The following is a 24707-nucleotide window of genomic DNA, read 5'->3' as shown; positions in this document are numbered from 1 at the left end:
CCTAAATGGGTGTCCGGTTTCATTAGACCACTACAGAACGAGCCATGAAAATGTTCGCCGTTGTCCCTGATGCCAATCCCGAAGCCTTGACCATCGAGACCTACGAGGCCTTTTCGACAGTCAGCATTCTGCTGCTCGACCTGGCCGAAAGCCTGGACGACAAGCCGCGACATCTGGCAATGGCGATTTATCGGATGAGTGAGTTGGGGTTGATGCTGGTGGAGAGGTCGCTGGAGAACGAGCGGGCGATCAAGACGACGTAGCTTTTAGCCTTTCAATAGTTGTTGTCTGATCGGCCGCTTTCGCGAGCTCGCTCGCTCCCACATGGGTTCTGCGGTGGACACAAATTTTGTGCTCACCATCGATTCAACTGTGGGAGCGAGCCTGCTCGCGAAGCTGTTGACGATTTACTTCAAGCCGAAGCAGGCAACGGCTGAAAACTGAAGTATTGCTTCAAGGCGCTGACCAATTGCCCATATTCCGGCGGCGCCCGTTGCAGGCTGAACCCGGCGTCATAGTGGTGAGGGGTCGTGTCTTCATGGCACCACAAGCAACACGCCTGAAGATCAATAACCTGCATGCAGCCGTTGCTGGCGGGGATTTTCAGGCGCAAATCGAAATCGGCGCCGATCATCATCGGCAACTGACTGATCAGCATCAGCCCGTCTTCGGACACGTTGCCCAGAAAGCCGATGGGTTTGTCGGTGACGCTGTTGAACACTCTTAGAAAATACGGCAGTTGATGCCGCTCGATCCGGCGGTCAGTAAACATGCGCAAATGGCCCAGCAAGGCTCTTAAGCAGAGCCGCACTAATGCTTCGGAACGGGCCTGCTTCTTTTATACAGAGGCATGGGCGCGCTCTCCCAGATCCCGGTGCGACAGTCCATAAAGCCGCTGCCGCTTACTCCTGCCGATCACAGGTGTTGCGTCGATCAGAGGCAAGACTCTAAACCGATCTATTCGACTATAGCTCACCGCTGCCGGTGAGCCAGCCTTTGAACAACCAGGACAATCAGAACTGCGTCGGGCGCACGACCGCAGCAGCACTGCGCAGCGGATAGTGGCCCAGCGACTGCAAGGTTTCCAGGCGGGCGCGGGCGCGGAAGGCGTATTCACTTTGCGGGTACGAAGCGATGATGAACTGGTAGGTTTGCGCCGCATCGACAAATAGCTTCTGGCGCTCCAGGCACAGCCCGCGCAACATCGACACTTCCGGCCACACGTAAGGCCGCGCGCGGCTGGCGCGTTCGACTTTGGACAGTTCGAGCGTCACCTGCTCGCAATTGCCGCGGTCATAGGCGCTGTAGGCGTTATTCAAATGATGGTTCATCGACCAACGGGTGCAGCCCGCGACGCTGAGGGCACTGATGGCAAGGGCGGCAATGAGCACGAATCGCATGGGGGTTCTCCTGTCTTGAGCTCTGTATCGACCCGTTGGCGGAAATCTTCAGGAATGTTCGTTTCAATAAACAAACGAATAAGTAGTGCACATGAACAATGACTACACCCGCAGAGCATAGTAGCCTCACTCAGCGCTTGAACTCAGGAGTCTATGCATGTCCGTCCGTCGCACCAAAATCGTCGCTACCCTTGGCCCGGCCAGTAACTCGCCGGAAGTTCTCGAACAGCTGATTCTGGCTGGCCTGGACGTCGCCCGCCTGAACTTCTCCCACGGCACCCCCGACGAGCACAAGGCTCGCGCGAAGCTGGTGCGTGACCTCGCTGCCAAGCACGGCCGCTTCGTCGCCCTGCTGGGTGACCTGCAAGGCCCGAAAATCCGTATCGCCAAATTCGCCAACAAGAAGATCGAGCTGAAGATCGGTGATCAATTCACCTTCTCCACCAGCCATCCTCTGACCGAAGGCACCCAGACCATCGTCGGCATCGACTACCCGGATCTGGTCAAAGACTGCGGCGTGGGCGACGAGCTGCTGCTCGACGACGGACGCGTGGTGATGCGCGTTGATACCGCCAATGCCACCGAGCTGAATTGCACCGTACTGATCGGCGGTCCGCTGTCCGACCATAAAGGCATCAACCGTCGCGGTGGCGGCTTGACCGCTCCGGCCCTGACTGAAAAAGACAAGGCCGACATCAAGCTCGCTGCCGAGATGCAAGTCGACTACCTCGCGGTGTCCTTCCCGCGTGACGCCGCCGACATGGAATACGCACGCAAACTGCGCGACGAAGCCGGCGGTACCGCCTGGCTGGTGGCGAAGATCGAACGCGCCGAAGCCGTGGCTGACGACGAAACCCTCGACGCGCTGATCAATGCCTCCGACGCCGTCATGGTGGCCCGTGGTGACCTGGGTGTGGAAATCGGCGACGCCGAGCTGGTGGGCATTCAGAAGAAAATCATTCTGCACGCACGCCGCCACAACAAGGCTGTGATCGTGGCGACCCAGATGATGGAGTCGATGATCCAGAACCCGATGCCGACCCGCGCCGAAGTGTCCGACGTGGCCAACGCCGTGCTCGACTACACCGACGCCGTCATGCTGTCGGCTGAAAGTGCTGCCGGTCTGTACCCGCTGGAAGCGGTGCAAGCCATGGCGCGCATCTGCATCGGCGCTGAAAAGCACCCAACCAGCAAGACCTCCAGCCACCGCATCGGCAAGGTCTTCGAAAGCTGCGACCAGAGCATCGCCCTGGCGGCCATGTACACCGCCAACCACTTCCCGGGCGTAAAGGCGATCATCGCCCTGACCGAAAGTGGCTACACGCCGTTGATCATGTCGCGCATCCGTTCCTCGGTGCCGATCTACGCGTTCTCCCCACACCGCGAAACCCAGGCCCGCGCGGCCATGTTCCGTGGCGTCTACACCGTACCGTTCGACCCGGCATCGCTGCCGCCTGAGCAAGTCAGCCAGGCCGCGATCGACGAGTTGCTCAAACGCGGCGTAGTCGAAAAAGGCGACTGGGTCATCCTGACCAAGGGCGACAGCTACCACACCATCGGCGGCACCAACGGGATGAAAATCCTGCACGTTGGCGACCCGATGGTCTGAGTGACCGGCCGCTGAAAAACAAAAGCCCCGCCATGTGAATGGCGGGGCTTTTTGCTTTCCGATGATCGTTCCCACGCTCCGCGTGGGAATGCAGCCCGGGACTCTCTGCGTCCCATCTAGAGCCGAACGCAGAGCGTCCGTTGAGGCATTCCCACGCAGAGCGTGGGAACGATCGGCCGCAGACTCAATGCCGTTTGATGAACCCGGTCAACGCCGCAATCGCTTCCGGCGAGCGCAGCCGTTGGGTGAACTGTGCGCTCTCTTCTTCTATTGCCTTGCGCAGTTGTTCACGGTCCGGGGCTTTCATCAATTGCTTGCTGATACGCACCGCTTCCGGTGGTAGCGACTCGAAACGCAACGCCATCTCTCGCGCCTTGGCCAACGCCGCTTCGCCACTGTCCAAGGCTTCGGTCGCAATGCCCCACTGCGCGGCTTGTTCACCGCTGAAACCTTCGCCCAGCAGCAACAACTCGGCGGCTTTGGCCTGCCCGAGCAGTCGCGGCAGGATCAGGCTGGAACCAAACTCCGGGCATAACCCGAGATTAACGAACGGCATGCGGAGGCGCGCATCGCGGCTGACATACACCAGATCGCAATGCAGCAACATCGTCGTGCCAATGCCCACCGCAGCGCCGGCCACGGCGGCGATCACCGGTTTGCGGCATTCGAGCAGGGTGAGCATGAACTGAAACACCGGGCTGTCGAGGTTGCTCGGTGGTTGCTGGATGAAGTCGGCGATGTCGTTGCCGGCGGTGAAGCACTCGGCGCTGCCGGTGATCAGCACGGCGTTGATTTCAGGGTCGGTATCCGCCAGTTTCAGCGCTTCGGCCAAGTGGCTGTACATGGCGCGGGTCAGGGCGTTTTTCTTGTCAGGGCGGTTGAGGCGCAGGGTCAGCAGGCCGCGCTCACGTTCAAATTGGATGGCATCGCTCATGGTGGGTCTCGCGTCTGAAAATCAGCGCTCAACCGCGGAGAACAAAGACATCCGCCAGCAGTTGATTGCGCGGCAATCCCGCCAGGTACAAGCGCCGGGCAAAGGCATCGACGCTATCGGGGGCCCCGCAGAGTAAGGCCAGGGTTTGCCGTGAAACAAGCCGCAGTTGCGCCAAAGCGTCCGGCAACTCGGCCGCTGTCCACAGCTCAATGCTCAGGTTCGGGCGGCTGGCGGCCATGGCTTGCAGGGGTTTGGCCAGGTAATGCGCCTCGGCATCATGGGCCAGGTGAATGACGCGAATGGCACCTTGGTGATCTTGCCGCAGCGCTTCACGCAAGATACCGAACAACGGCCCCAAACCCGTGCCAGCGGCCAACAGCCAAAGCGGTCGGGTGTTCCAGTCCGGGTCGTAATGCAAGGCCCCGCCGCGCAACTCGCCGAGGCGGATCGAATCGCCGATTTTCAGCTGGCGGGCTGCGTCGCTGAATTCACCTGGCTGGTGACAATCGAGGTGGAACTCCAGAAAACGGTCTTCTTCCGGTAGGCTGGCCAATGAATACGGGCGCGCCACGTTGCCCGCCCACAACACCAGATGCTGCCCGGCGCTGTAGCGCAACGGGCTCTGAGGGGTCAGGCGCAAACGCAACACGCTGGCGCTTAACCAGTCGACAGCCGTCACCTCGGCCGGGCGGCCATCCTGTTGCGGATCGAAGGTGTGCACCTGCAAGTCCTCGACCACCTGACACTGACACGCCAGGCGCCAGCCTTGCTGTCGTTGGTCTGCGCTCAGGGCGTCGGGGCGGCTGTCACTCGGCAGCCCTTGGACACATTGCACCAGACAGGCATGGCAACTGCCGGCGCGACAGCTGTAGGGCACCGATACGCCGTTCTGATTCAACGCATCGAGCAAGTTGCTGCCCGCCGCCACCGACCATTGGCGTTCGCCGACCCGTAACTCAGGCATCGACGTTCTCCCACGCGGCCGCGCAACGATTGCGGCCGTCTCGCTTGGCGCGATAGAGCGCCTGATCGGCGCGCTGCAAAGCTTCATCGAGATCGTCGCCCAGTTCGAGCAACGTCATGCCCGCCGACAAGCTGAGATGGGCGACGTTGAGTCCGATCAGTTCTACATCGGTGAACGCAATGCGCAGCCGCTCGCAACAGGAGGTCAAGCGCTCGGCGTTGCAATCGGGCAACAGCACGACGAATTCTTCGCCACCGTAACGGGCCAGAACATCGCCATCGCGCAAGCAGGCAGTGGCCACGGCGGCAAAGGCTTGCAGCACCTGATCACCGGCGGCATGGCCGTGCACATCGTTGATCCGTTTGAAATGGTCGAGGTCGATCAGCGCCAGGCCATGCATGACACCGGCGTCCATGGCCTTCAGCTCACGGGAGGCCAGACGCAGGAAATGCCGGCGATTAAACAGCCCGGTCAGTTCGTCGGTAGCCACCAGGTCTTCGAGCTGACGCATCATCCCGCGCAGGGTGTCCTGATGCGCCTGCAAGGCAAATCGGCGCTGACGCATGCGTTGACGGGAGGCCTGGACGTGACGGGCATAAAGCTCCAGCCAGACCAACACGATGAGCAGCACGCACACCTGCAACGCGGCCAGCGCCGGGTCGGGTAACTGGAAGTGGTAACCCTCCCACAGCGTGATCGCGCTGAAACTGCCGAACACCAACAGCGTGCACCGCAGAAAGGCAAGGCGCGAAAGATGGAACAACCCGAACAGCAGAATCAGCACATAGAACACCAGGAACGCGCCGCGTGCCTCGTCCAGATGGGCTATCAGCCAGGTTTGCCAACCCAGCCCCAGCAACACTTGCGCTTCAGTCAGGCTGGGGTCGGAGAAACGCAGGTTGCAGCCACTGTAAAACACCGCGAACAACGCGGCTTGGCTGATGACCACCAGCGCACTGCCGATGGCCACATTGGAGAGGGATTCATCGTAATGACCGGTGAAAAACGCCAGCCACAACAGCAACAAAGCCAGGGCGTAGGTGCCGGCTGCGAGGGCGAAGCGTTTGAGCAACAAGCGCTGGATGGCGTTATGGGTCAATCGTTGACTCACCGTGCGAAGGAGGCTGCTTGAGTGTCCTACTCTACAGACCGAATGCCACTTTAGTAGCGTGCCTGATAAATGACCATTCAATTTTCGGGGCAGAAAACTGGCGTCAATGCCATGACTACGCGTGTACACCATTTCCCCTCACCCTAACCCTCTCCCCAGGGGGCGAGGGGACTGACCGAGGTGTTTATAAGAAATTCTGCGACCTGAAATATCGAGCCGAACTCAGATTTGAAACCAACACAAATCGGCCCCCTTTCCCCCTCTCCCCCTCTCCCCCTCTCCCCCGTGGGGAGAGGGTTGGGGTGAGGGGTGGATCTCCCCAACCACCCCCAATCCTATGCGACCAACGATTGACTACCGGCGGGTGTGCCTGGAACCGAGGCGCGTTATACTGCCGCGCCTTTTTAGCGTCGCGCCAGCAGCCCCGGCGTGCCTTGTAAAGGTGCTTGCAACCGACCGATGCACCCAAGCTGCAAGCACCTTATTGAATGTTCCCGTCTTTTAGAGGAGCGCGACTCATGACCGTGATCAAGCAAGACGACCTGATTCAGAGCGTTGCCGACGCCCTGCAGTTCATTTCCTATTACCACCCCGTTGACTTCATCCAGGCGATGCACGAAGCCTACCTGCGCGAAGAATCGCCAGCGGCCCGTGACTCCATGGCGCAAATCCTGATCAACTCGCGGATGTGCGCCACCGGCCACCGCCCGATTTGCCAGGACACCGGCATCGTTACCGTCTTCGTTCGCGTGGGCATGGACGTACGTTGGGATGGCGCCACCATGGGCCTGGACGACATGATCAACGAAGGCGTGCGCCGGGCTTACAACCTACCGGAAAACGTTCTGCGTGCCTCGATCCTCGCCGACCCGGCGGGCGCTCGTAAAAACACCAAGGACAACACCCCGGCTGTTATCCACTACTCCATCGTTCCGGGTAACACCGTGGAAGTGGACGTGGCGGCCAAGGGCGGCGGTTCCGAGAACAAGTCGAAAATGGCCATGCTCAACCCGTCCGATTCGATCGTCGACTGGGTTTTGAAAACCGTTCCGACCATGGGCGCCGGCTGGTGCCCACCGGGCATGCTCGGCATCGGCATCGGCGGCACCGCCGAGAAAGCCGCCGTCATGGCCAAGGAAGTGTTGATGGAGTCCATCGACATTCACGAGCTGAAAAAGCGCGGCCCGTCCAACCGTATCGAAGAGATGCGCCTGGAGCTGTTCGAGAAGGTCAACCAACTGGGCATCGGCGCCCAGGGCCTGGGTGGCCTGACCACCGTGCTCGACGTGAAGATCATGGATTACCCGACCCACGCCGCTTCGTTGCCGGTGTGCATGATCCCGAACTGCGCCGCCACCCGTCACGCGCACTTCGTGCTCGACGGTTCCGGCCCGGCCTCGCTGGAAGCGCCACCGCTGGACGCCTACCCGGAAATCGTCTGGGAAGCCGGCCCGTCGGCCCGTCGCGTCAACCTCGACACCCTGACCCCGGAAGACGTGCAGAGCTGGAAGCCGGGCGAAACCGTCCTGCTCAACGGCAAGATGCTCACCGGTCGCGACGCCGCGCACAAGCGCATGGTCGAGATGCTGAACAAGGGTGAAACCCTGCCAGTGGACCTGAAAGGTCGCTTCATCTACTACGTCGGCCCGGTTGATCCGGTGCGCGAAGAAGTGGTTGGTCCTGCCGGTCCGACCACCGCAACGCGGATGGACAAGTTCACCCGTCAGATCCTCGAGCAAACCGGTCTGCTGGGCATGATCGGAAAATCCGAACGCGGCCCGACCGCGATCGAAGCGATCAAGGACCACAAAGCCGTTTACCTGATGGCAGTCGGCGGCGCGGCTTACCTGGTGGCACAAGCCATCAAGAAATCCCGCGTGGTGGCTTTCGCCGAACTGGGCATGGAAGCGATCTACGAGTTCGACGTCAAAGACATGCCGGTTACCGTTGCGGTTGATAGCAAGGGTGAGTCGGTACACATCACCGGTCCTGCCATCTGGCAGAAAAAGATCAGTGAAAGCCTGGCGGTGGAAGTGCAGTAAGCGCTTCGACTGACAAATAAAAGGCGACATGAGCCATGCTCTTGTCGCCTTTTTTAATGGTCGTTTATATATATAGGCTGAGGGAGGTGGATTTGAGCGTGGGAATGCCTAACTTCGTCATGATATGGTGCCCCCCCGCACACTTGTGTAACGCCAAGCATGTTTGAGTCTTCTCGCTCCTTGCGCATAATGCTGTACACCCTTCTTATCCTCGTCGGCGCTGCGATCGCGGCCACCGTGTCAATACGTCACGCAGAACGCCAGGCCTTGGTCGAAGACGCCGCCCGCGCCAATCAGCAATTGTCGCTATACGCCAATTCCCTGCACACACTGATCGACCGCTACCGCGCTCTGCCCGCCGTATTGGCGCTAGACCCGGAATTGCGCGCCGCGCTCAAGGGTTCGGTATCCGCTGAACAGCAGGACGCACTGAACCGCAAACTGGAAAAGATCAACGGCGCGGCGCAATCATCGACTCTGGAACTGCTGGACCACACCGGTCTCGCGGTGGCCGCCAGCAACTGGCGCTTACCCAGCAGTTACGTCGGCCACAACTATGGCTTTCGCCCCTACTTCAGCCAGACCCGCACCCAGGGCACCGGGCGCTTTTACGCGGTGGGCGTGACCAGCGGCATTCCCGGTTACTTCCTGTCCAGCGCGGTCACCGGTGACGACGGCCAGTTCCTCGGCGCGATGGTGGTGAAACTCGAGTTTCCGGAACTGGAGCGCGAGTGGCGTCAGGGCAGCGACACGCTGCTGGTCAGCGATGCACGCGGGATTATCTTCATCGCCAATCAGCCGGGCTGGCGCTATCGCCTGTTGAAACCGTTGAGTGATAGCGATCACGCCGAACTCAAGGCCACCCGCCAATACGACAAACAACCGCTGACACCGCTCGAGTATCAATCGGTGCGGCGCTTCGACGACAACAGTGATCTGACGCGGGTCGTGGGTCCTGACGGGACGGCGAATTACCTGTGGGAATCGCTGCCGCTGAGCACTGAAGGCTGGACGTTGCACCTGCTGCGCCGCCCGCAAGTTGCGTTCGAAGACAGCCGCAACGCCGGGCTCGCTGCCGCCGGGTTGTGGCTGGCGGTGGTGTTTCTGTTGCTGTTTCTCAATCAGCGCTGGCGTCTGGCCAAGCTGCGCCAGCGCAGTCGTGAAGAGCTCGAACAACTGGTGGAAGAACGCACCCGCGACCTGCGCACCGCTCAGGACGGTCTGGTGCAATCGGCCAAACTCGCCGCGCTCGGCCAGATGTCTGCCGCGCTGGCTCATGAAATCAACCAGCCGCTGACCGCCCAGCGCATGCAGCTTGCTACTCTGAGGCTGCTGCTCGATCACGGTCGCGTCGACGACGCTTACAAGGCACTCAAACCGGTGGATGACATGCTGACACGCATGGCCGCCCTCACCGGCCACCTGAAAACCTTCGCCCGCAAAAGCCCCAGCGGTTTGCGCGAACGCCTGGACCTGGCGGCGGTGGTTGACCAATCATTGCAGTTGCTCGACACAAGGTTGCGCGATGAACAGGTCAGCACGGTGCTGCACCTGACGCGTCCGGCCTGGGTGCGTGGCGATGCGATTCGTCTGGAACAGGTGCTGATCAATTTGCTGCGCAATGCCCTGGACGCCATGCAGGACAAACCCTGCAAACGCCTGGAAATCCGTCTCGAAGCCGACGAACAACTCTGGCGCCTGACCGTCACCGACAACGGTGGTGGCATTGCCGAAGAGCATTTGGCCAACGTGTTTGATCCGTTCTTCACCACTAAACCGGTGGGTGATGGCCTGGGCCTCGGGCTGGCCGTATCCTTTGCCATCGTTCACGAATCGGGCGGACGACTGAGCGCCGACAATCATGCAAACGGCGCGGTGTTCACCGTGACTTTGCCCATCGACCTGGAGGCCCCTGGCTCATGCTGAATTCAGTGATGGTCGTCGACGACGAAAGCAGTATTCGCAGTGCCGTCGAACAATGGCTGAGCCTGTCCGGGTTCGAGGTGCAGCTGTTCAGCCGCGCCGATGAGTGCCTGGCGCAGTTGCCGAAGCATTTCCCCGGGGTGATCCTCAGCGACGTGCGCATGCCGGGCATGACCGGCCTGGAACTGCTGGCCGAGGTTCAGCGCCGCGATGCCGACTTGCCGGTGATTCTGCTGACCGGTCACGGCGATGTGCCGATGGCGGTCGAAGCGATGCGCGATGGCGCCTACGATTTCCTTGAGAAACCCTTCAGCCCCGAAACCCTGCTCGGCAGCCTGCGCCGTGCGCTGGACAAACGGCGGCTGGTACTGGAGAACCGCGCCCTGCACGAGCAGGCGGACAACCGCGCCAAACTCGATGCGACGCTGTTGGGCGTGTCCCGTGGTTTGCAGACGCTGCGTCGACAAGTGCTGGACCTAGCGACGCTGCCGGTCAATGTGTTGATTCGCGGTGAAACCGGCAGCGGCAAGGAATTGGTTGCCCGTTGCCTGCACGACTTCGGTCCGCGTGCCGACAAACCGTTTGTGGCATTGAACTGTGCGGCGATCCCCGAGCAGTTGTTCGAGGCCGAGCTGTTCGGCCACGAGAGCGGCGCGTTCACCGGCGCCTCGGGCAAACGCATCGGCAAGCTCGAATACGCCGATGGCGGCACGCTGTTTCTCGATGAAATCGAAAGCATGCCGCTGGCCCAGCAGGTGAAATTGCTGCGGGTTTTGCAGGAGCAGAAGCTGGAGCGGTTGGGCTCCAATCAGAGCATCCGCGTGGATTTGCGAATCATCGCCGCGACCAAACCCGACTTGCTGGACGAAGCCCGGGCCGGACGCTTTCGCGAGGATCTGGCCTATCGGTTGAACGTGGCCGAGTTGCGGCTACCACCGTTGCGCGAGCGGCGTGAAGACATTCCGTTATTGTTCGAGTCGTTTGCGCAAAATGCCGCAGAGCGTTTGGGGCGCACTTTTCCACCGCTGAGCGGCCCGCAGTTGAGCCACCTGCTGAGCCACGACTGGCCGGGCAATGTGCGCGAATTGGCGAACGTCGCCGAGCGCCAGGTGTTGGGACTGGGCGAGCCGGAACCGATGGGGATCGATCCTGGGCAATCGCTGGCGGCGCAGGCGGAAGCGTTTGAAGCGCATTGTCTGCGCGCAGCGTTGACCCGGTATAAAGGCGATGTGAAAGCGGTGCTTGAAGAGCTGCAACTGCCGCGTCGGACGTTCAATGAAAAGATGCAGCGGCATGGGTTGAGTCGGGAGATGTTTTTGGGGGAGTAATGTTCAGCCGTGAAATCCACCCCTCACCCCAGCCCTCTCCCCATGGGGGAGAGGGGGAAAGGGAGCAGATCTCCATGATTTCCAAGTCCTGAGTTCGACTCGACATTTCAGGTCGATGTACCTCGAGAGATCACCTCGGTCAGCCCCCTCTCCCCCCTGGGGAGAGGGTTAGGGTGAGGGGTGGCCCTCCCGCAATAAGCAAATTTCCGCCTACAACCAAGCCAGAACAAGCGGATTTCCGCTCACTCAAGTTTCAAAACCCCTCTAAACCGGCCCTCCTCCCCTTGGCACATCTCCTGCTATAGCCCAAGCAGGCTGCGTTTCAACGCGCTCCACAAAAACAATTAAACGAAGGATCCTTCAATGGATAACTCCAACGCCTTGCCTCTTGGGTCGGCAGCTTCGCCTGCCAAAGAAAGAACCACTGCCAGTCGCATCAAATCGATCTTCAGCGGCTCTGTCGGCAACATGGTCGAGTGGTACGACTGGTATGTCTACGCCGCCTTCTCCCTGTACTTCGCCAAGGCCTTTTTCCCGAAAGGCGACACCACCGCACAACTGCTGAACACCGCCGCGATCTTCGCCGTGGGCTTCCTGATGCGCCCGATCGGTGGCTGGTTGATGGGCCTCTACGCCGACAAGGCCGGTCGCAAGAAAGCACTGATGGCTTCGGTGTATCTGATGTGTTTCGGCTCGCTGCTGATTGCCCTGAGCCCTGGTTATGAAACCATTGGCATTGGCGCACCGATCCTGCTGATTTTCGCCCGCCTGCTGCAGGGCCTGTCGGTCGGTGGCGAGTACGGCACCTCGGCAACGTACCTCAGCGAGATGGCGACCAAAGATCGTCGCGGCTTCTACTCCAGCTTCCAGTACGTGACCCTGATCTCGGGTCAGCTCATCGCGTTGGCGGTGCTGATCGTGCTGCAACAGACCCTGACCACTGAAGAGCTGTACGCCTGGGGCTGGCGCATCCCGTTCGCCATCGGCGCGCTGTGTGCCGTGGTCGCGCTCTACCTGCGTCGTGGCATGGAAGAAACCGAGTCGTTCACCAAGAAAGAAAAGGCCAAGGAAAGCGCCATGCGCACCTTGATGCGCCATCCGAAGGAACTGATGACCGTGGTCGGCCTGACCATGGGCGGCACCCTGGCGTTCTACACTTACACCACGTACATGCAGAAATACCTGGTGAATACCGTCGGCATGAGCATCTCCGACTCCACCACTATTTCGGCCGCCACGCTGTTCCTGTTCATGTGCCTGCAACCGATCATTGGCGGGCTCTCGGATAAAGTCGGTCGCCGGCCAATCCTGATTGCCTTCGGTATTCTCGGGACGCTGTTCACCGTGCCGATCCTGACCACCCTGCACACCGTCCAGACCTGGTGGGGCGCGTTCTTCCTGATCATGGCAGCGCTAATCATCGTCAGCGGCTACACCTCGATCAACGCGGTGGTCAAAGCCGAACTGTTCCCGACCGAAATCCGCGCCCTGGGCGTCGGCCTGCCGTACGCGCTCACCGTGTCGATCTTCGGCGGCACCGCTGAATACATCGCACTGTGGTTCAAGAGCATCGGCATGGAAACCGGTTACTACTGGTATGTCACCGCGTGTATTGCCGTGTCGTTGGTGGTCTACGTGACCATGAAAGACACCCGCAAACATTCGCGGATCGAAACGGACTGAGTCAGCCCGCGCAATAAAAACAGGGGCAGACCTTAACGGGTCTGCCCCTTTTTAATTGCGTCGACACAGAACCTTGTGGGAGCGAGCCTGCTCGCGAAAGCGGTTTTTCAGTCAACATCAATGCTGAATGACACACCGCCTTCGCGAGCAGGCTCGCTCCCACATTTGGATCTCATCGCTGGAAATTATCCGTTCGTCCCAGCACTATGGCGCGATCTCCGAATATGCCCCAGGAACGCCATCCATGCCCGACGACATCCATTTCTACGAACCCGCCAACGGCCACGGCCTGCCGCATGACCCGTTCAACGCCATCGTCGGCCCGCGTCCCATTGGCTGGATTTCCTCCCAGGATGCCGATGGCCGCCTGAACCTGGCGCCTTACAGTTTCTTCAACGCGTTCAACTACATTCCGCCGATCATTGGTTTTTCCAGTGTCGGGCGCAAAGACAGCCTGAATAACATCGAGCGAACCGGCGAATTCGCCTGGAACCTGGCAACCCGTCCGCTGGCCGAGCAGATGAACCAGTGCTCTGCCATGGTCGGACCTGAGGTCAACGAGTTCGAGCTGTCCGGGCTAACCCCCGCAGCGTCGAAAATCATTCAGGTGCCGCGCGTCGCCGAAAGCCCGGTGTCCTTCGAGTGCAAGGTCACGCAGATCATTCAGTTGCAGCGGGCCGATGGCAACGTGGTGCCGAGCTGGCTGATTCTCGGCGAAGTGGTCGCCGTGCATATCGCCAAATGGCTGTTGATGGATGGGGTGTACGACACCGCCGCGGCAGAACCGATCCTGCGCGGCGGCGGGCCAGCGGATTATTTCCAGCTGGGGCCTGAGGCGTTGTTCAAGATGTATCGCCCGGGGGCGGTCAAGTAATCACCAGATCAGGTCGCCGTCTTCGCTGACGTCTTTGAGGTGTGTCAACTGCAGCGCAGCGGCTTCATCGGCCTCGCGGGCAGTTTTGAAGGTCTGTTCTTCGAGCAGCTTGTGAAAGCGCGGTGCACCCGAACCACCGATGGCCTTGGTGGCGATTGCGGCGTGATAACCGCCTTCACGGGGTACTACGGCAGATACGGCTTCGAAGGTTTCAAAGGCTTTGCGTGCCATGTCGTGGATCCTGGCTGAATGGAGAATTGAGCCATTAAACCCTCAACCCGCCATTTTGTGTACCCATGACTGGGACTGCCCCTGCGCCTGGGCGGCCGACACGTCCTTGAAGGTATGAAAATCCAGGCTGTTAACCACCAGGTCTTGCACCAACCCGGCAAAAATCTGCATGGCCGGGGTGCTGAAATAAGCGGTCATGGCCTGCTGGTTCATCCAGAAACCGGACACCAGCCACAACTCCGGATCGCACTGCGAATGTTGCAGGGCAAAATTCAGGCAACCCGGCGCGCTGCGGGACGGCTCGATCAAAGCGCTCAGGCGCGCACCGAGTTCCGCCGAACGCCCGGCGCGGGCGCGGACAAAGGCCATATGACTGACGGGGATCTGCGTAGACATGTTCAACCCTCCCAGGTAGTCGAGTAGCAGCCGTGGGACGGGCTGCGACAGGATCAAAGGTTAAGCGCGCAAGTAGAAGCACGGTTAGTCGATTCCTGCCGGCTTGTTGCACAATCCTGCGCGGCTTCTCGAAAAACCTGTAACAACCTGTAAAAGCCTTGGTGCCAATGAAACAGGCCTTTCAAGCAAGTTTTCCTTGGCCTGCCCTGTCATAGAGGTGCCGCTAATCCACTCCGTGCAGAATCAGGCAAGGTTGAGGCAGGATGTGTCTACCGCTTCGTCTTGCACAAACTTAAGCTCGCCTCATTACTGACGCCCCACCGAGGATGCCTTGCATGTCGTCGCTCGATCACTTTAAAGCCCCGCTGGATGCCGACATGGAGAAACAGCGCGCGGAACTGGCCGCTATCATTCGCCATAACACGGCGGAGGATGGCACTTATGCGACTGCCGTCGGCTCGCTGTTCATGTCGCGCCATAGCAAGTCCCATGAGTTTGCCCCGGTACTGGCGCAACCCGCGCTGTGCATCATGGCGCAGGGCCGTAAAGAGGTCAGGCTGGCCGATGAATACTTCAATTACGATCCGCTGAATTACCTGGTGGTGTCTGTCTCGATGCCATTGAGCGGACGAGTGGTGAACGTCACGTCTGAAGAACCGATCCTCGCGGTGCGGCTGGATATCGACCCGGCGGAAATCACTGCGCTGATTGCCGATGCCGGTCCTCTCGGTGTGCCCACCCGGCCGACGGGACGAGGTTTGTATGTCGAACGAATCGACACCGCAATGCTTGACGCGGTGTTGCGTTTGGCACGTTTGCTGGATGCGCCGAAAGACATCGCCATGCTCGCACCGCTGATTCGCCGGGAAATCCTGTATCGACTATTGCGCAGCCAGCAGGGTCATCGGCTGTACGAAATCGCTATCGCCAACAGCCAGAGCCATCGCATCAGCCAGGCGATCAAATGGCTCAACGGCAACTATGAACAGCCGTTGCGCATCGATGATCTGGCGAAGGAAGTGAACCTGAGTGTGTCGACGTTGCATCACCGGTTCAAGGCGATGACGGCGATGAGTCCGTTGCAGTATCAGAAGCAACTGCGCCTGCAAGAAGCGCGGCGGTTGATGCTGGCGGAAGGGTTGGAGGCTTCGGCGGCGGGGTATCGGGTGGGGTATGAAAGCCCTTCGCAATTCAGCCGTGAGTACAGCCGATTGTTCGGGGCTCCGCCGTTGCGGGATTTGGCGCGGTTGCGGTTGACGGTTTGAGGTTGTGTATTGCCGTCAAAATCCACCCCTCACCCCAGCCCTCTCCCCAGAGGGGAGAGGGGGAAAGGGAGCAGATCTTCATGCTTTTCATGGCCTGAGTTCGACTCGATACTTCAGGTCGATGTCACTCGAAAGAACACCTCGGCCAGCCCCCTCTACCCCTGGGGAGAGGGGGAAAGGGAGCCGATCTCCACGCTTTTCAAAGCCTGAGTTCGACTCGGATTTTCAGGTCGATGTCACTCGAAAGAACACCTCCGTCGGCTCCCTCTCCCCTCTGGGGAGAGGGCTGGGGTGAGGGGTGGTTCTAAAGGTAGGAAACAAAATCAGGCACCGAGTACGCGGCACGCCTCGGCCGGAAGGGTCACCGACACCGGATTGCCAATGCTCAACCCAAACCCCTGACACGGCGTACTCAACGCCGTAAACGACACCCCGGAACACTCCACGGTCGTTTCAATCGTCGCGCCAATATCACGCACGAACGTCACCTTACCGAGCAACCGATTCCCCGCCGTCGCCTGTGGATGAGACAGTTGCAGGTCCTCAGGGCGAATCAGCATCTTCACTTTCTCACCCACCACGATGCTGCTGCAGATCGGCACTTCCAGTGCATCGCCACCCGGCAAGCCAACTTTCCCGTTGCCCAGCGCGGTGGCCGGGAAGATGTTGCCCGAGCCGATAAAGTCCGCAACAAACTCGTTGGCCGGGTGACGATAGATTTCAATCGGCGTGCCCACTTGCTGCACCCGATGTTCACCCAATACCACAACGATATCCGCCATGGTCATGGCTTCACGCTGGTCGTGGGTCACCAGGATGGTGGTGATGTTCAAGCGTTGTTGCAGTTGACGGATTTCCACCTGCATCGATTCACGCAGCTTGGCGTCCAGCGCCGACAGTGGTTCGTCGAGCAGCAGAATTTTCGGGTGATTGGCAATCGCCCGGGCAATCGCCACGCGCTGACGTTGACCGCCAGAGAGTTTCGACACCGGACGGTCGATCATTTCCTGCAACTGAATCAGTTGCAGCAACTCCACCACCCGCGCCTGCTGAGCAGCCTTGCTGACGCCACGCAGTTTCAGCGGATAGGCGATGTTCTCCCCCACCGTCATGTGCGGGAACAGCGCCAGCGATTGAAACACCATGCCGAAATTACGTTGATGCGCCGGCGTGTGGCCGATGTCTTCACCGTCCAGGCGAATCTCGCCGCCGCTCAGGGTTTCAAGCCCTGCGATCATTCGCAGCAACGTGGTTTTGCCGCAACCCGAAGGGCCGAGAAAACACACCAGTTTGCCCTCAGGCAAATGCAGGTTTACATCCTTTACCGCGCAGGCCGAGCCGTAATGTTTCTCGACGTTTTCCAGAATCAGACCAGTCATGTTGCACCTCAAGAATCAGAACGAAACGCCACCTTCACCAACCAGCTTCTCCAACGCCCAGATCAGGACGAAGTCGATCAGCACGATCAGCACGGCAAACGAGAAAACGGTTGGGTCGAGCGAAGACACGGTGCGGCTGTACATCCAGATCGGCACGGTCATGACGTCGATGGTGTAGAGGAAGTAGGTCACGGTGAATTCGTTGAACGAGACGATGAACGCCAGCAGCATCCCCGCCAGAATCCCCGACTTCATCAGCGGCACCACCACATCGATAATCGCCCGGGTCGGTGAAGCGCCGAGCATCTGCGCGGCTTCTTCGACTTCGCTGCCGATGGAGAGCATCGCGGCGGTGCAGTTTTTCACCACGAATGGCAGCGCCAGAATCACGTGGGCAATTACCAATCGCGAGGTGGTGATGTGGAACGGCAGGCTGTCGAACACCAGCAATAGCGCCAGTCCCAACACCACCATCGGAAACACCAACGGCAGCGACATCAGTTGCAGCGCCACGGCTTTACCGCGGAACTCGCAACGGGTCAGGGCATAGGCTGCTGGCACCGCGATAATCGTGGCGAAAATCATGGTCAGGCAGGCCACCATCAGGCTGGTGGTCATGGCTTTGCCGAGGCTCAGCACATCGCTGGAATCCGGCGACACGAAGGTGTTCCAGGCGGCCTTGTACCATTGCAGGCTATAGCTGCTCGGCGGAAAGTCGAGGTTCGACGCACCGCTGAACGACATCACGATCATGGTCAGGATCGGCAACACCGCCAGCAGCAGGATGAAGCCCGACAGGATGCCGGCAAACTTGCCGGTCTCGCCGGGCAGCAGCCCATAACGCTTTTTGATCAGGGTGCTCATTGGGAAGCCTCCAGCATGCGCCGACGACGGCCAGTGATGTATTCGGACAAGGTCATGATCGCGAGCGTGGTGACAATCAGCACCACACCGGCAGCGGAAGCGGCGGGCCAGTTCATCAGCGGAGCGATCTGGTCATGGACCATCACGGCCAGCATCGGCACGCGTCGGCCACCGAGCAGCAAAGGCACCACGAAGCTGCTGGCGTTGTAGGCGAATACCAACGTCGCGCCAGTGATGATCCCCGGCATACTCATCGGCAGCACCACTTGGCGGAACACCTGCAAGCGACTCGCGCCCAACGTTGCGGCGGCTTCTTCGTAGGTACGGGCGACGCCGCGCATGGCGCTGGCAATCGGCAGCACGGCCAACGGGAACGCGGTTTGCACCAGGCCCATCAGTACGCCGTTCTGGTTGTAGAGCAGCATGATCGGGCGCTTGATCAGGCCCAGGCCCATCAGCGCCTGGTTGAGCATCCCGCCAGGGCCGAGAATCACCAGCCAGCCGTAGCTTTGCAGCAGCAGGTTGACCAGCAATGGCAGCAGCACCGCGGCGAGGAAGATCCGTCGCACAAACGGTGAGGTCAGCCGCGACATGGTGTAGGCCACCGGGATCGCCAGCACGACGGCGATCACCGCGCTGATCAAGGCCAGGCGCAGGGTCAGCAGCAAGGATTTGAGGTAATACGGTTCCAGCAATTGGGCGTAACTGGCCAGGCTGAACCCGGTCCATTCCGCGCCCTTGGTGCCCACGCTCATGCGCAGAACCAGGAGGCTGGCGGCGATCAATACGCCCAGAAACAGCATCGACGGCGACAGGAAAAACCAGGCACGCGTCGTCGGCGAAACACCCCGATTGGTGCGCACTGGAGCGACGGCGACCGGATGAGTCAGAGGTTGGTGTTCCATAGCAAGGGTCTCGTCAATGGAAAGCAGCTGACAAACACAAGTCCTGGAAACTACATCGACCCCATGTAGGAGTGAGCCTGCTCGCGATAGCGGTGTGTCAGCCAACATCATCGGTGAATGTCAGTCCGCAATCGCGAGCAGGCTCGCTCCCACAGGGGATCTTCAGTGGTTGAAGATCCTGTGTTCGTCACTCGATCAGGAAGAAAATATTTCCGTGTAACGACGAATCCATTGGTCATGCACGGAAGCCAGGAAGGCGTTGTCGTGCATGATCGCCTTCTCGGCAATCTGCTCAGGCGTGAGGATGTACGGGCTCTTGCGTGCTTCGGCAGAGATGATCGCCTTGGCGTTGACCGGGCCGTTGTAGATGTCCTCGGCCATCTTGCCCTGCACCAGTGGGTCCAGAGAGTGGTTGATGAAGGCGTAGGCCAGGTCGATATCGCCCGGACGACTCTTCGGCATCACCGAGAGCATCAGGTCGGTGTAGAAGCCTTCCTTCATGCCGAAGGTAGCGCCCAGACCGTAAGACGGATCGCGAATCTGTTTCGGGAAGAATGCCGGTGCGTACAAGCCGCCCATGTCCAGGGAGCCGGTACGGAACAGTTCGGCGATCTGGTTCGGGTTTTCACCCAGGGTCACTACGCGATCTTTCAGCTCGGCGAGTTTCTTGAAGCCCGGCTCGATGTTGTGTTCGTCACCACCGGCCAGTTTGGCGGCGATGATGATCAGGTCCATCGCTTCGGTCCAGTTCGGCGGCGGCAGGAAGATGTTCGGCGACAGCTCGGCGTCCCACAGGGCGGCGTAGCTGTCCGGCGCTTCTTTGATGGTGCGGGTGCTGTAAACCAGGCTGTTGCACCAGAGCAGGTAACCGATGCCGTGGCCATTGGCGCCGGTGCGGTATTTCTCCGGTACGTCAACCAGGTTGGGAATGCGGTTGAGGTCGGGCTTTTCCAGCAGGTTGGCCGCGGCCAGACCTTCGGCGCCGACGCCTGCCAGGGTGATGATGTCGTACTGCGGACGATCACCGCCGGCCTTGAGTTTGGCGACCATTTCCGAGGTGCTGCCGGTGCGGTCAGCGATGACCTTGCAGCCGTACTTGTCTTCGAAGGTTGCCGCGATGTTGCGCAGTGCTGCCAGGCCAGTGTCATCGGACCAGGTCAGCAGGCGCAGGGTTTTGCCCTGGAAGCGTGTGTCGCTGGCATTGGCCTTGACGAAGGGCAAACTCATGGCCGCCGCGGCTACGGACGCCACGCCCACGGTTTTGATGAATTGACGTCTGTTTAGATCATGCTCGCCCATGAAGGACTCCCTTTGTTTTTTTAAGTATGAGGTTGGTCGCAACCGTTGCATCCGCGCGGTCAGATCTGCTTAAAGCCCCCGGTTTCAAAGGACTTGCGCTGAGCCGACGGGTTCATCCTGAGGTCGTGTAAAACACCTGACTATCGATAAAAACTCATTGAAGCCATGACGCCAGTGCATGCCTCAACGCGAGGCATGCGCTGACCCTTTTCGAGCCGTCAGACCGCTCGAATCACGTGTTTGATTTCCTGGAAAGCCTGCAAGCCCCACGGCCCCAATTCGCGGCCGATGCTGCTCTGTTTGTAGCCACCCCAGGCGGTCTGCGGGAAGATCACTTGCGGCGCGTTGATCCACACAAGCCCCGCCTGCAAAGCGTTAGCGACCCGATCTGCCGCTTCGGCGTCGCGAGTGACCACGCTGGCCACCAGACCGAACTGGCTGTCATTAGCCAGGGCAATCGCCTCGGCTTCGGTGGCAAAACTGCGCACGCAAATCACCGGCCCGAAAATCTCCTCACACCACAGCGCACTGTCGAGGGGCACTTCAGTGAAAATCGTCGGCTGCAAAAAATAGCCGCGCGACAGGTCTGCCGGACGATTACCGCCGCAAACCAGCTTGGCACCAGCACTCAAACCTCGATCGATGTGACCGAGTACACGTTGGTATTGCGCTTGGTTGACCAGTGCGCCCATTTCCACGTTCGGGTCGAACGGGTCGGCCACGCGAATGGCTTCGGCGCGGGCCTTCAAACGGATGAGGAATTCGTCCGCCAGTTCATCGGCGACCAGCACGCGGCTGGTGGCCGAGCACATCTGCCCGGCGTTGAAGAACCCGCCACCACAGGCCACTTCCACGGCCAGTTCGATGTCAGCGTCTTTGAGCACCAGCAGCGAGGATTTACCGCCCAGTTCCAGGCTCACGCCCTTCACGGTTTCTGCGGCACGTTGCATGACTTGAACACCGACGGCGTTGCTGCCGGTGAAGGAAATTTTGGCGATGCGCGGATCAGCGGACAACGGCGCGCCGACCGCCAGGCCGGTGCCGCAGACCAGGTTGAACACGCCCTTGGGCAGACCGGCCTCAGCGATGATCGCGGCCAATTCCAATTCTGGCAGCGGCGTGACTTCGGACGGTTTGAGCACCACGCAGCAGCCGGCGGCCAGGGCCGGGGCGAGTTTCCAGGCGGTGGTAACCATCGGGAAGTTCCATGGCACGATCAGGCCGACAACACCTGCGGGTTCACGACGCAGACGAGCGCTGAAGTCGTCGGTTGGCAGCTCGACATTGCTGTCTTGCTTGGCATCGAGCCCTTCGGCCAGACCTGCGTAGTACTCGAAGGTGGCGATCACGTCGTCAACGTCGATGGCGGCTTCGAACAGCGGTTTGCCGTTGTTGCTCGATTGCAACTTCATCAAGTGGTCACGCCCGGCCTGCACGCCAGCGGCGATTCTTCGCAGGATCGCGCCGCGCTCGGCGCCGGTGGTTTTCGACCATTCCTTGAAGGCGTTGGTTGCGGCAGTGACGGCTTGCTCCACAGCCCGCTCATCGCCGCCGTTCACGGTGGTCAACAGGGCTTCGGTTGCCGGGTTGATCACGCGCAGGTGTTCGTTGCCAGCGGACCATTGGCCATCGATGAACAGGCCATCCAAAGTGGTTGGAAAAGTCATTTCGACACCGCCTTCATCCACACGGTCTGATCGATTTCAATCAGGGTCGGCCCCTGGCGATCGGCGGCGGCACGCAGTGCGCTGCGCAGTTGCTCAACACCGCAGACGGCTTCGGCTGCACAGCCCAGCGCTTTGGCGACACCGATGAAGTCCGGGGTGTAGATGTCCACGCCCACCGGCTCGATGGCGCGGTTGACCATGTATTTCTTGATCTCTTCGTAGCCCTGGTTATTCCACAGCAGGACGATCACCGGAGTGCGCGCTTCAACGGCGCTGGCCAGTTCCGGCAGGGTAAATTGCAGGCCGCCGTCGCCGATCAGGCACACCACCGGAGGACGCGCGCCGTTTTCAACGCTGCCACCGAGCCAGGCGCCAATGGCTGCCGGCAAGGCGTAACCGAGGGTGCCGTAACCGGTGGACGAGTTGAACCAGCGACGCGGGCGCTCCGGGTTGAACGTCAGATTGCCGGTGTACACCGGTTGGGTCGAATCGCCGACGAAGACTGCGTTTGGCAGTTCGTGCAAGACGGTTTCCAGGAAACGGGTCTGGGCCAGGGTCGGAGCGTCCCAGGTGGCGGCCAGTTCGTCGCGCAAGCGTGCGGCACGGACCTGGCCCCAATCGTTACGGCGCTCGGCCAGCGAGTGGTGGGACAATTCGCTCAGCAAGGCTTGAGCCGCGTTGCGCGAGTCGGCTACCAACGCGACTTTCGGCGGGTAGTTGCGCACGGTCTGGTCCGGGTCGATGTCCACACGCAGCAGCACGCCAGGAATCTCGAAACCGCCGGCGAAGGTGACGTCGTAATCGGTTTCGGCCAGTTCGGTGCCGATCGCCAACACCACGTCAGCTTCAGCCACCAAAGCGCGAGTCGCGACCAGGCTCTGGGTCGAGCCGATCAACAAAGGATGGTTGGATTCGAGCATGCCTTTGGCATTGATGGTCAGGGCCACCGGGGCGTCCAGCAACTCGGCCAGTTCAGTCAACTCGGCGGCGGCATCGATGGCGCCGCCACCGGCGAGAATCAATGGGCGCTTGGCACCGGCCAGCAACGCAGTCATGCGGCTGATTGCGCTCGGCGAGGCACCGGCGCGGTCGATGTTCACGGGTACGCTGGCGAGCAGGTCATCGGCCTCTTCGACCAATACATCCAAAGGAATTTCGATGTGAACCGGACGCGGACGGCCGGCCTGGAACAGAGCAAAGGCACGCGCCAAGACGCCCGGCAATTCAGCCGCCGACATCAAGGTGTGGGAGAACGCCGCCACGCCACCGACCAATGCGCTCTGGTTTGGCAGCTCGTGCAGCTTGCCGCGACCGCCGCCCAACTGGCTGCGCGATTGCACGCTGGAGATCACCAGCATCGGGATCGAGTCGGCGTAGGCCTGGCCCATGGCGGTGGTGATGTTGGTCATGCCAGGGCCGGTGATGATGAAGCACACACCCGGTTTGCCGCTGGTGCGAGCGTAACCGTCGGCCATGAAACCGGCGCCCTGTTCGTGACGCGGAGTGACGTGGTTGATGCTCGAACGGGCCAGCCCGCGGTACAGCTCCACGGTGTGAACCCCGGGAATGCCGAACACCTGCTCAACTCCGTAATCTTCGAGTAACTTGACCAATACTTCGCCGCACGTCGCCATGTCTTTGCCCTTTTTGTTCGTTTGAGACGCCGGGCCTGCGCAGTGTTTATGATGCGTGGGCAGGTCCAGGGATGGCCTCATTGGAACGGGCGACACGTAGCCGCAACAATGGATAAAAAGTCATACTAGCCATGTCCTCACGTCATACCTTGGATCCCAATGAAACGATTGCCTCCCCTGCCGGCGCTGCACACTTTTCTGATTACCGCGCAGTGCTGCAACTTCACCCGTGCTGCTGAACAGCTGTACATCACCCAAGGTGCGGTGAGTCGGCAGATCGCCGGGCTGGAAGAACATCTGGGTTATGAACTGTTCATTCGCCAGGCTCGAGGCTTGAGCCTGACCGCTGAAGGACGGGAATGGCTGCCACGGGTCCAGCAGATTTTCGGTCTGATCGACGAGGCGGTGGAGCAGATCGGCGAGAAGCGCGAAACCCTGCAACTCAAGGCCCCGACGTGTGTCATGCGCTGGCTGTTGCCGCGGCTGTTGCAGTGGCAACGGGAGCGCCCGGATGTGCCGGTGGAATTGACCACCACGGTCAAACACGGCGTGGATTTTCATCGCGAACAGTTCGATGCAGCGGTGGTGTATGGCGCACCGCCGGACAGTTCATTGGTGTCTCAACATCTGTTTGATGAGCAGCTGACACCGGTCTGCTCCAAGCCGTTGCTCGAAGGTCCGGTGCCGCTGCTGACGCCGGAGGATCTGGAGCAACACATGCTGCTGCACCCGACCCGGGATGAACGGGACTGGAAGGCCTGGCTGGCCACTGCGGATATTCGCTTGAGCAATGTCGGCAAGGGTCAGCATTTCGAAACGCTGGACCTGGCGATGTCGATGGCGTCCCAAGGGACAGGCGTGGCGATCGGGGATTGGTCGCTGATTGGTGATGATTTGAGTGCCGGGCGGCTGGTCATGCCGTTTGAATTGAAGGTGAAGACCGGGTTGGCGTATTACCTGGTTTTCCCTGAAAAACCCGGGCCTTCGCCGAAGTTGCGCGAGTTGATGGGGTGGTTGGTGGAGCAGGCTCAGGCGCGGTGAATGTGTGTGGCGTGGTGTGTCAGTTAGATCCACCCCTCACCCCAGCCCTCCCGAAACGTCGGACCGCCCCAGAGGGGAGAGGGGGCCGATCTGCATGCTTTTCAGAACCTGAGCTCGACTCGGAATTTCAGGTCGATGTAACTCGAAAGAACACCTCG

The 24707-nt window shown here is 60.3% G+C and carries 21 protein-coding genes and 1 pseudogene; 9 read left to right on the top strand and 13 right to left on the bottom strand.

Going from position 1 to position 24707, the window contains the following annotated elements:
* Nucleotides 1-26: 26 nt before the first annotated feature.
* Nucleotides 27-263 (top strand): annotated as a pseudogene (locus ACA056_RS05840) (DUF6124 family protein); the annotation flags it as partial.
* Nucleotides 264-412: 149 nt separating this feature from the next.
* Here the strand turns inward: ACA056_RS05840 and ACA056_RS05835 are convergent.
* Nucleotides 413-772 (bottom strand): PilZ domain-containing protein, encoded by a 360-nt coding sequence (locus ACA056_RS05835; RefSeq protein ID WP_282375439.1) that lies wholly within the window; start codon nt 770-772, stop codon nt 413-415.
* A 241-nt stretch (nt 773-1013) separates the two neighbouring features.
* On the bottom strand, nt 1014-1400 hold the full coding sequence (locus ACA056_RS05830; RefSeq protein ID WP_497271175.1) for a tetratricopeptide repeat protein: 387 nt from the start codon (nt 1398-1400) through the stop codon (nt 1014-1016).
* Between the two features lie 157 nt (nt 1401-1557).
* Here ACA056_RS05830 and pyk point away from each other — a divergent pair, with 157 nt between their 5' ends.
* The gene (pyk, locus tag ACA056_RS05825) at nt 1558-3009 is read left to right on the top strand and encodes a pyruvate kinase (protein ID WP_497271173.1); all 1452 of its coding nucleotides are present in this window, start codon (nt 1558-1560) and stop codon (nt 3007-3009) included.
* A gap of 184 nt (nt 3010-3193) precedes the next feature.
* Here pyk and ACA056_RS05820 read toward each other — a convergent pair whose 3' ends face one another.
* From ACA056_RS05820 to ACA056_RS05810, 3 genes are read right to left on the bottom strand one after another with little or no spacing between them, the layout of a single operon-like run.
* Complete coding sequence (locus ACA056_RS05820; protein WP_497271171.1) at nt 3194-3943, bottom strand: enoyl-CoA hydratase-related protein; 750 nt, start codon at nt 3941-3943, stop codon at nt 3194-3196.
* A gap of 28 nt (nt 3944-3971) precedes the next feature.
* The gene (locus ACA056_RS05815; RefSeq protein WP_497271169.1) at nt 3972-4907 is read right to left on the bottom strand and encodes an iron-sulfur-binding ferredoxin reductase; all 936 of its coding nucleotides are present in this window, start codon (nt 4905-4907) and stop codon (nt 3972-3974) included.
* Nucleotides 4900-6006 (bottom strand): GGDEF domain-containing protein, encoded by a 1107-nt coding sequence (locus tag ACA056_RS05810; RefSeq protein WP_497271167.1) that lies wholly within the window; start codon nt 6004-6006, stop codon nt 4900-4902. Before ACA056_RS05810 ends, ACA056_RS05815 begins: the two co-directional genes overlap by 8 nt.
* Nucleotides 6007-6536: 530 nt before the next feature.
* Between ACA056_RS05810 and ACA056_RS05805 the strand changes: the two genes are divergently transcribed.
* From ACA056_RS05805 to ACA056_RS05785, 5 genes are all read left to right on the top strand, one after another.
* Nucleotides 6537-8060: a fumarate hydratase gene (locus ACA056_RS05805; protein WP_057960547.1), complete on the top strand. Its 1524-nt coding sequence runs from the start codon at nt 6537-6539 to the stop codon at nt 8058-8060.
* Between the two features lie 159 nt (nt 8061-8219).
* Nucleotides 8220-9986 carry a sensor histidine kinase gene (locus tag ACA056_RS05800; protein WP_497271165.1) on the top strand — a complete coding sequence of 589 codons (1767 nt, stop codon included), beginning with the start codon at nt 8220-8222 and terminating at the stop codon, nt 9984-9986.
* A complete protein-coding gene (locus ACA056_RS05795; protein WP_497271163.1) occupies nt 9980-11311 on the top strand; it encodes a sigma-54-dependent transcriptional regulator in 1332 nt (443 codons plus the stop codon). The genes ACA056_RS05800 and ACA056_RS05795 overlap by 7 nt, the downstream gene beginning before the upstream one ends.
* A 363-nt stretch (nt 11312-11674) precedes the next feature.
* Nucleotides 11675-12994 (top strand): MFS transporter, encoded by a 1320-nt coding sequence (locus ACA056_RS05790; RefSeq protein ID WP_497271161.1) that lies wholly within the window; start codon nt 11675-11677, stop codon nt 12992-12994.
* A gap of 244 nt (nt 12995-13238) precedes the next feature.
* The gene (locus ACA056_RS05785) at nt 13239-13868 is read left to right on the top strand and encodes a flavin reductase family protein (RefSeq protein ID WP_497271159.1); all 630 of its coding nucleotides are present in this window, start codon (nt 13239-13241) and stop codon (nt 13866-13868) included.
* Here ACA056_RS05785 and ACA056_RS05780 read toward each other — a convergent pair whose 3' ends face one another.
* Nucleotides 13869-14099, bottom strand: coding sequence for a hypothetical protein (locus ACA056_RS05780; protein WP_056741355.1), 231 nt, complete (start codon nt 14097-14099; stop codon nt 13869-13871).
* Between the two features lie 42 nt (nt 14100-14141).
* The gene (locus ACA056_RS05775) at nt 14142-14495 is read right to left on the bottom strand and encodes a putative quinol monooxygenase (RefSeq protein ID WP_192410323.1); all 354 of its coding nucleotides are present in this window, start codon (nt 14493-14495) and stop codon (nt 14142-14144) included.
* Nucleotides 14496-14830: 335 nt separating this feature from the next.
* On the opposite strand from ACA056_RS05775, the gene ACA056_RS05770 reads away from it, so the two are divergent.
* The gene (locus tag ACA056_RS05770) at nt 14831-15760 is read left to right on the top strand and encodes an AraC family transcriptional regulator (protein ID WP_497271156.1); all 930 of its coding nucleotides are present in this window, start codon (nt 14831-14833) and stop codon (nt 15758-15760) included.
* A 323-nt stretch (nt 15761-16083) separates the two neighbouring features.
* Here the strand turns inward: ACA056_RS05770 and ACA056_RS05765 are convergent, their stop codons facing one another.
* The 6 genes from ACA056_RS05765 to ACA056_RS05740 all read right to left on the bottom strand — a co-directional run bounded on the left by ACA056_RS05765 (nt 16084) and on the right by ACA056_RS05740 (nt 23508).
* On the bottom strand, nt 16084-17139 hold the full coding sequence (locus ACA056_RS05765; protein WP_497271154.1) for an ABC transporter ATP-binding protein: 1056 nt from the start codon (nt 17137-17139) through the stop codon (nt 16084-16086).
* Between the two features lie 15 nt (nt 17140-17154).
* The gene (locus ACA056_RS05760; RefSeq protein ID WP_429429354.1) at nt 17155-18003 is read right to left on the bottom strand and encodes an ABC transporter permease; all 849 of its coding nucleotides are present in this window, start codon (nt 18001-18003) and stop codon (nt 17155-17157) included.
* A complete protein-coding gene (locus ACA056_RS05755; RefSeq protein WP_282482150.1) occupies nt 18000-18908 on the bottom strand; it encodes an ABC transporter permease in 909 nt (302 codons plus the stop codon). The genes ACA056_RS05760 and ACA056_RS05755 overlap by 4 nt, the downstream gene beginning before the upstream one ends.
* A gap of 195 nt (nt 18909-19103) precedes the next feature.
* The gene (locus tag ACA056_RS05750; RefSeq protein WP_497271151.1) at nt 19104-20207 is read right to left on the bottom strand and encodes an extracellular solute-binding protein; all 1104 of its coding nucleotides are present in this window, start codon (nt 20205-20207) and stop codon (nt 19104-19106) included.
* 218 nt (nt 20208-20425) lie between these two features.
* Entirely contained in the window at nt 20426-21874 is a 1449-nt protein-coding gene (locus ACA056_RS05745) for an aldehyde dehydrogenase family protein (protein ID WP_497271149.1), read from the bottom strand.
* Nucleotides 21871-23508 carry a 5-guanidino-2-oxopentanoate decarboxylase gene (locus ACA056_RS05740; protein WP_497271147.1) on the bottom strand — a complete coding sequence of 546 codons (1638 nt, stop codon included), beginning with the start codon at nt 23506-23508 and terminating at the stop codon, nt 21871-21873. Before ACA056_RS05740 ends, ACA056_RS05745 begins: the two co-directional genes overlap by 4 nt.
* Nucleotides 23509-23667: 159 nt before the next feature.
* Between ACA056_RS05740 and ACA056_RS05735 the strand changes: the two genes are divergently transcribed.
* On the top strand, nt 23668-24549 hold the full coding sequence (locus tag ACA056_RS05735) for a LysR substrate-binding domain-containing protein (protein ID WP_497271145.1): 882 nt from the start codon (nt 23668-23670) through the stop codon (nt 24547-24549).
* Nucleotides 24550-24707: the final 158 nt, after the last annotated feature.

Source organism: Pseudomonas sp. LBUM1666 (assembly GCF_059695775.1).
Note: the sequence above shows the minus strand (reverse complement) of the source record. Positions and strands in the feature narration are given on the sequence as shown.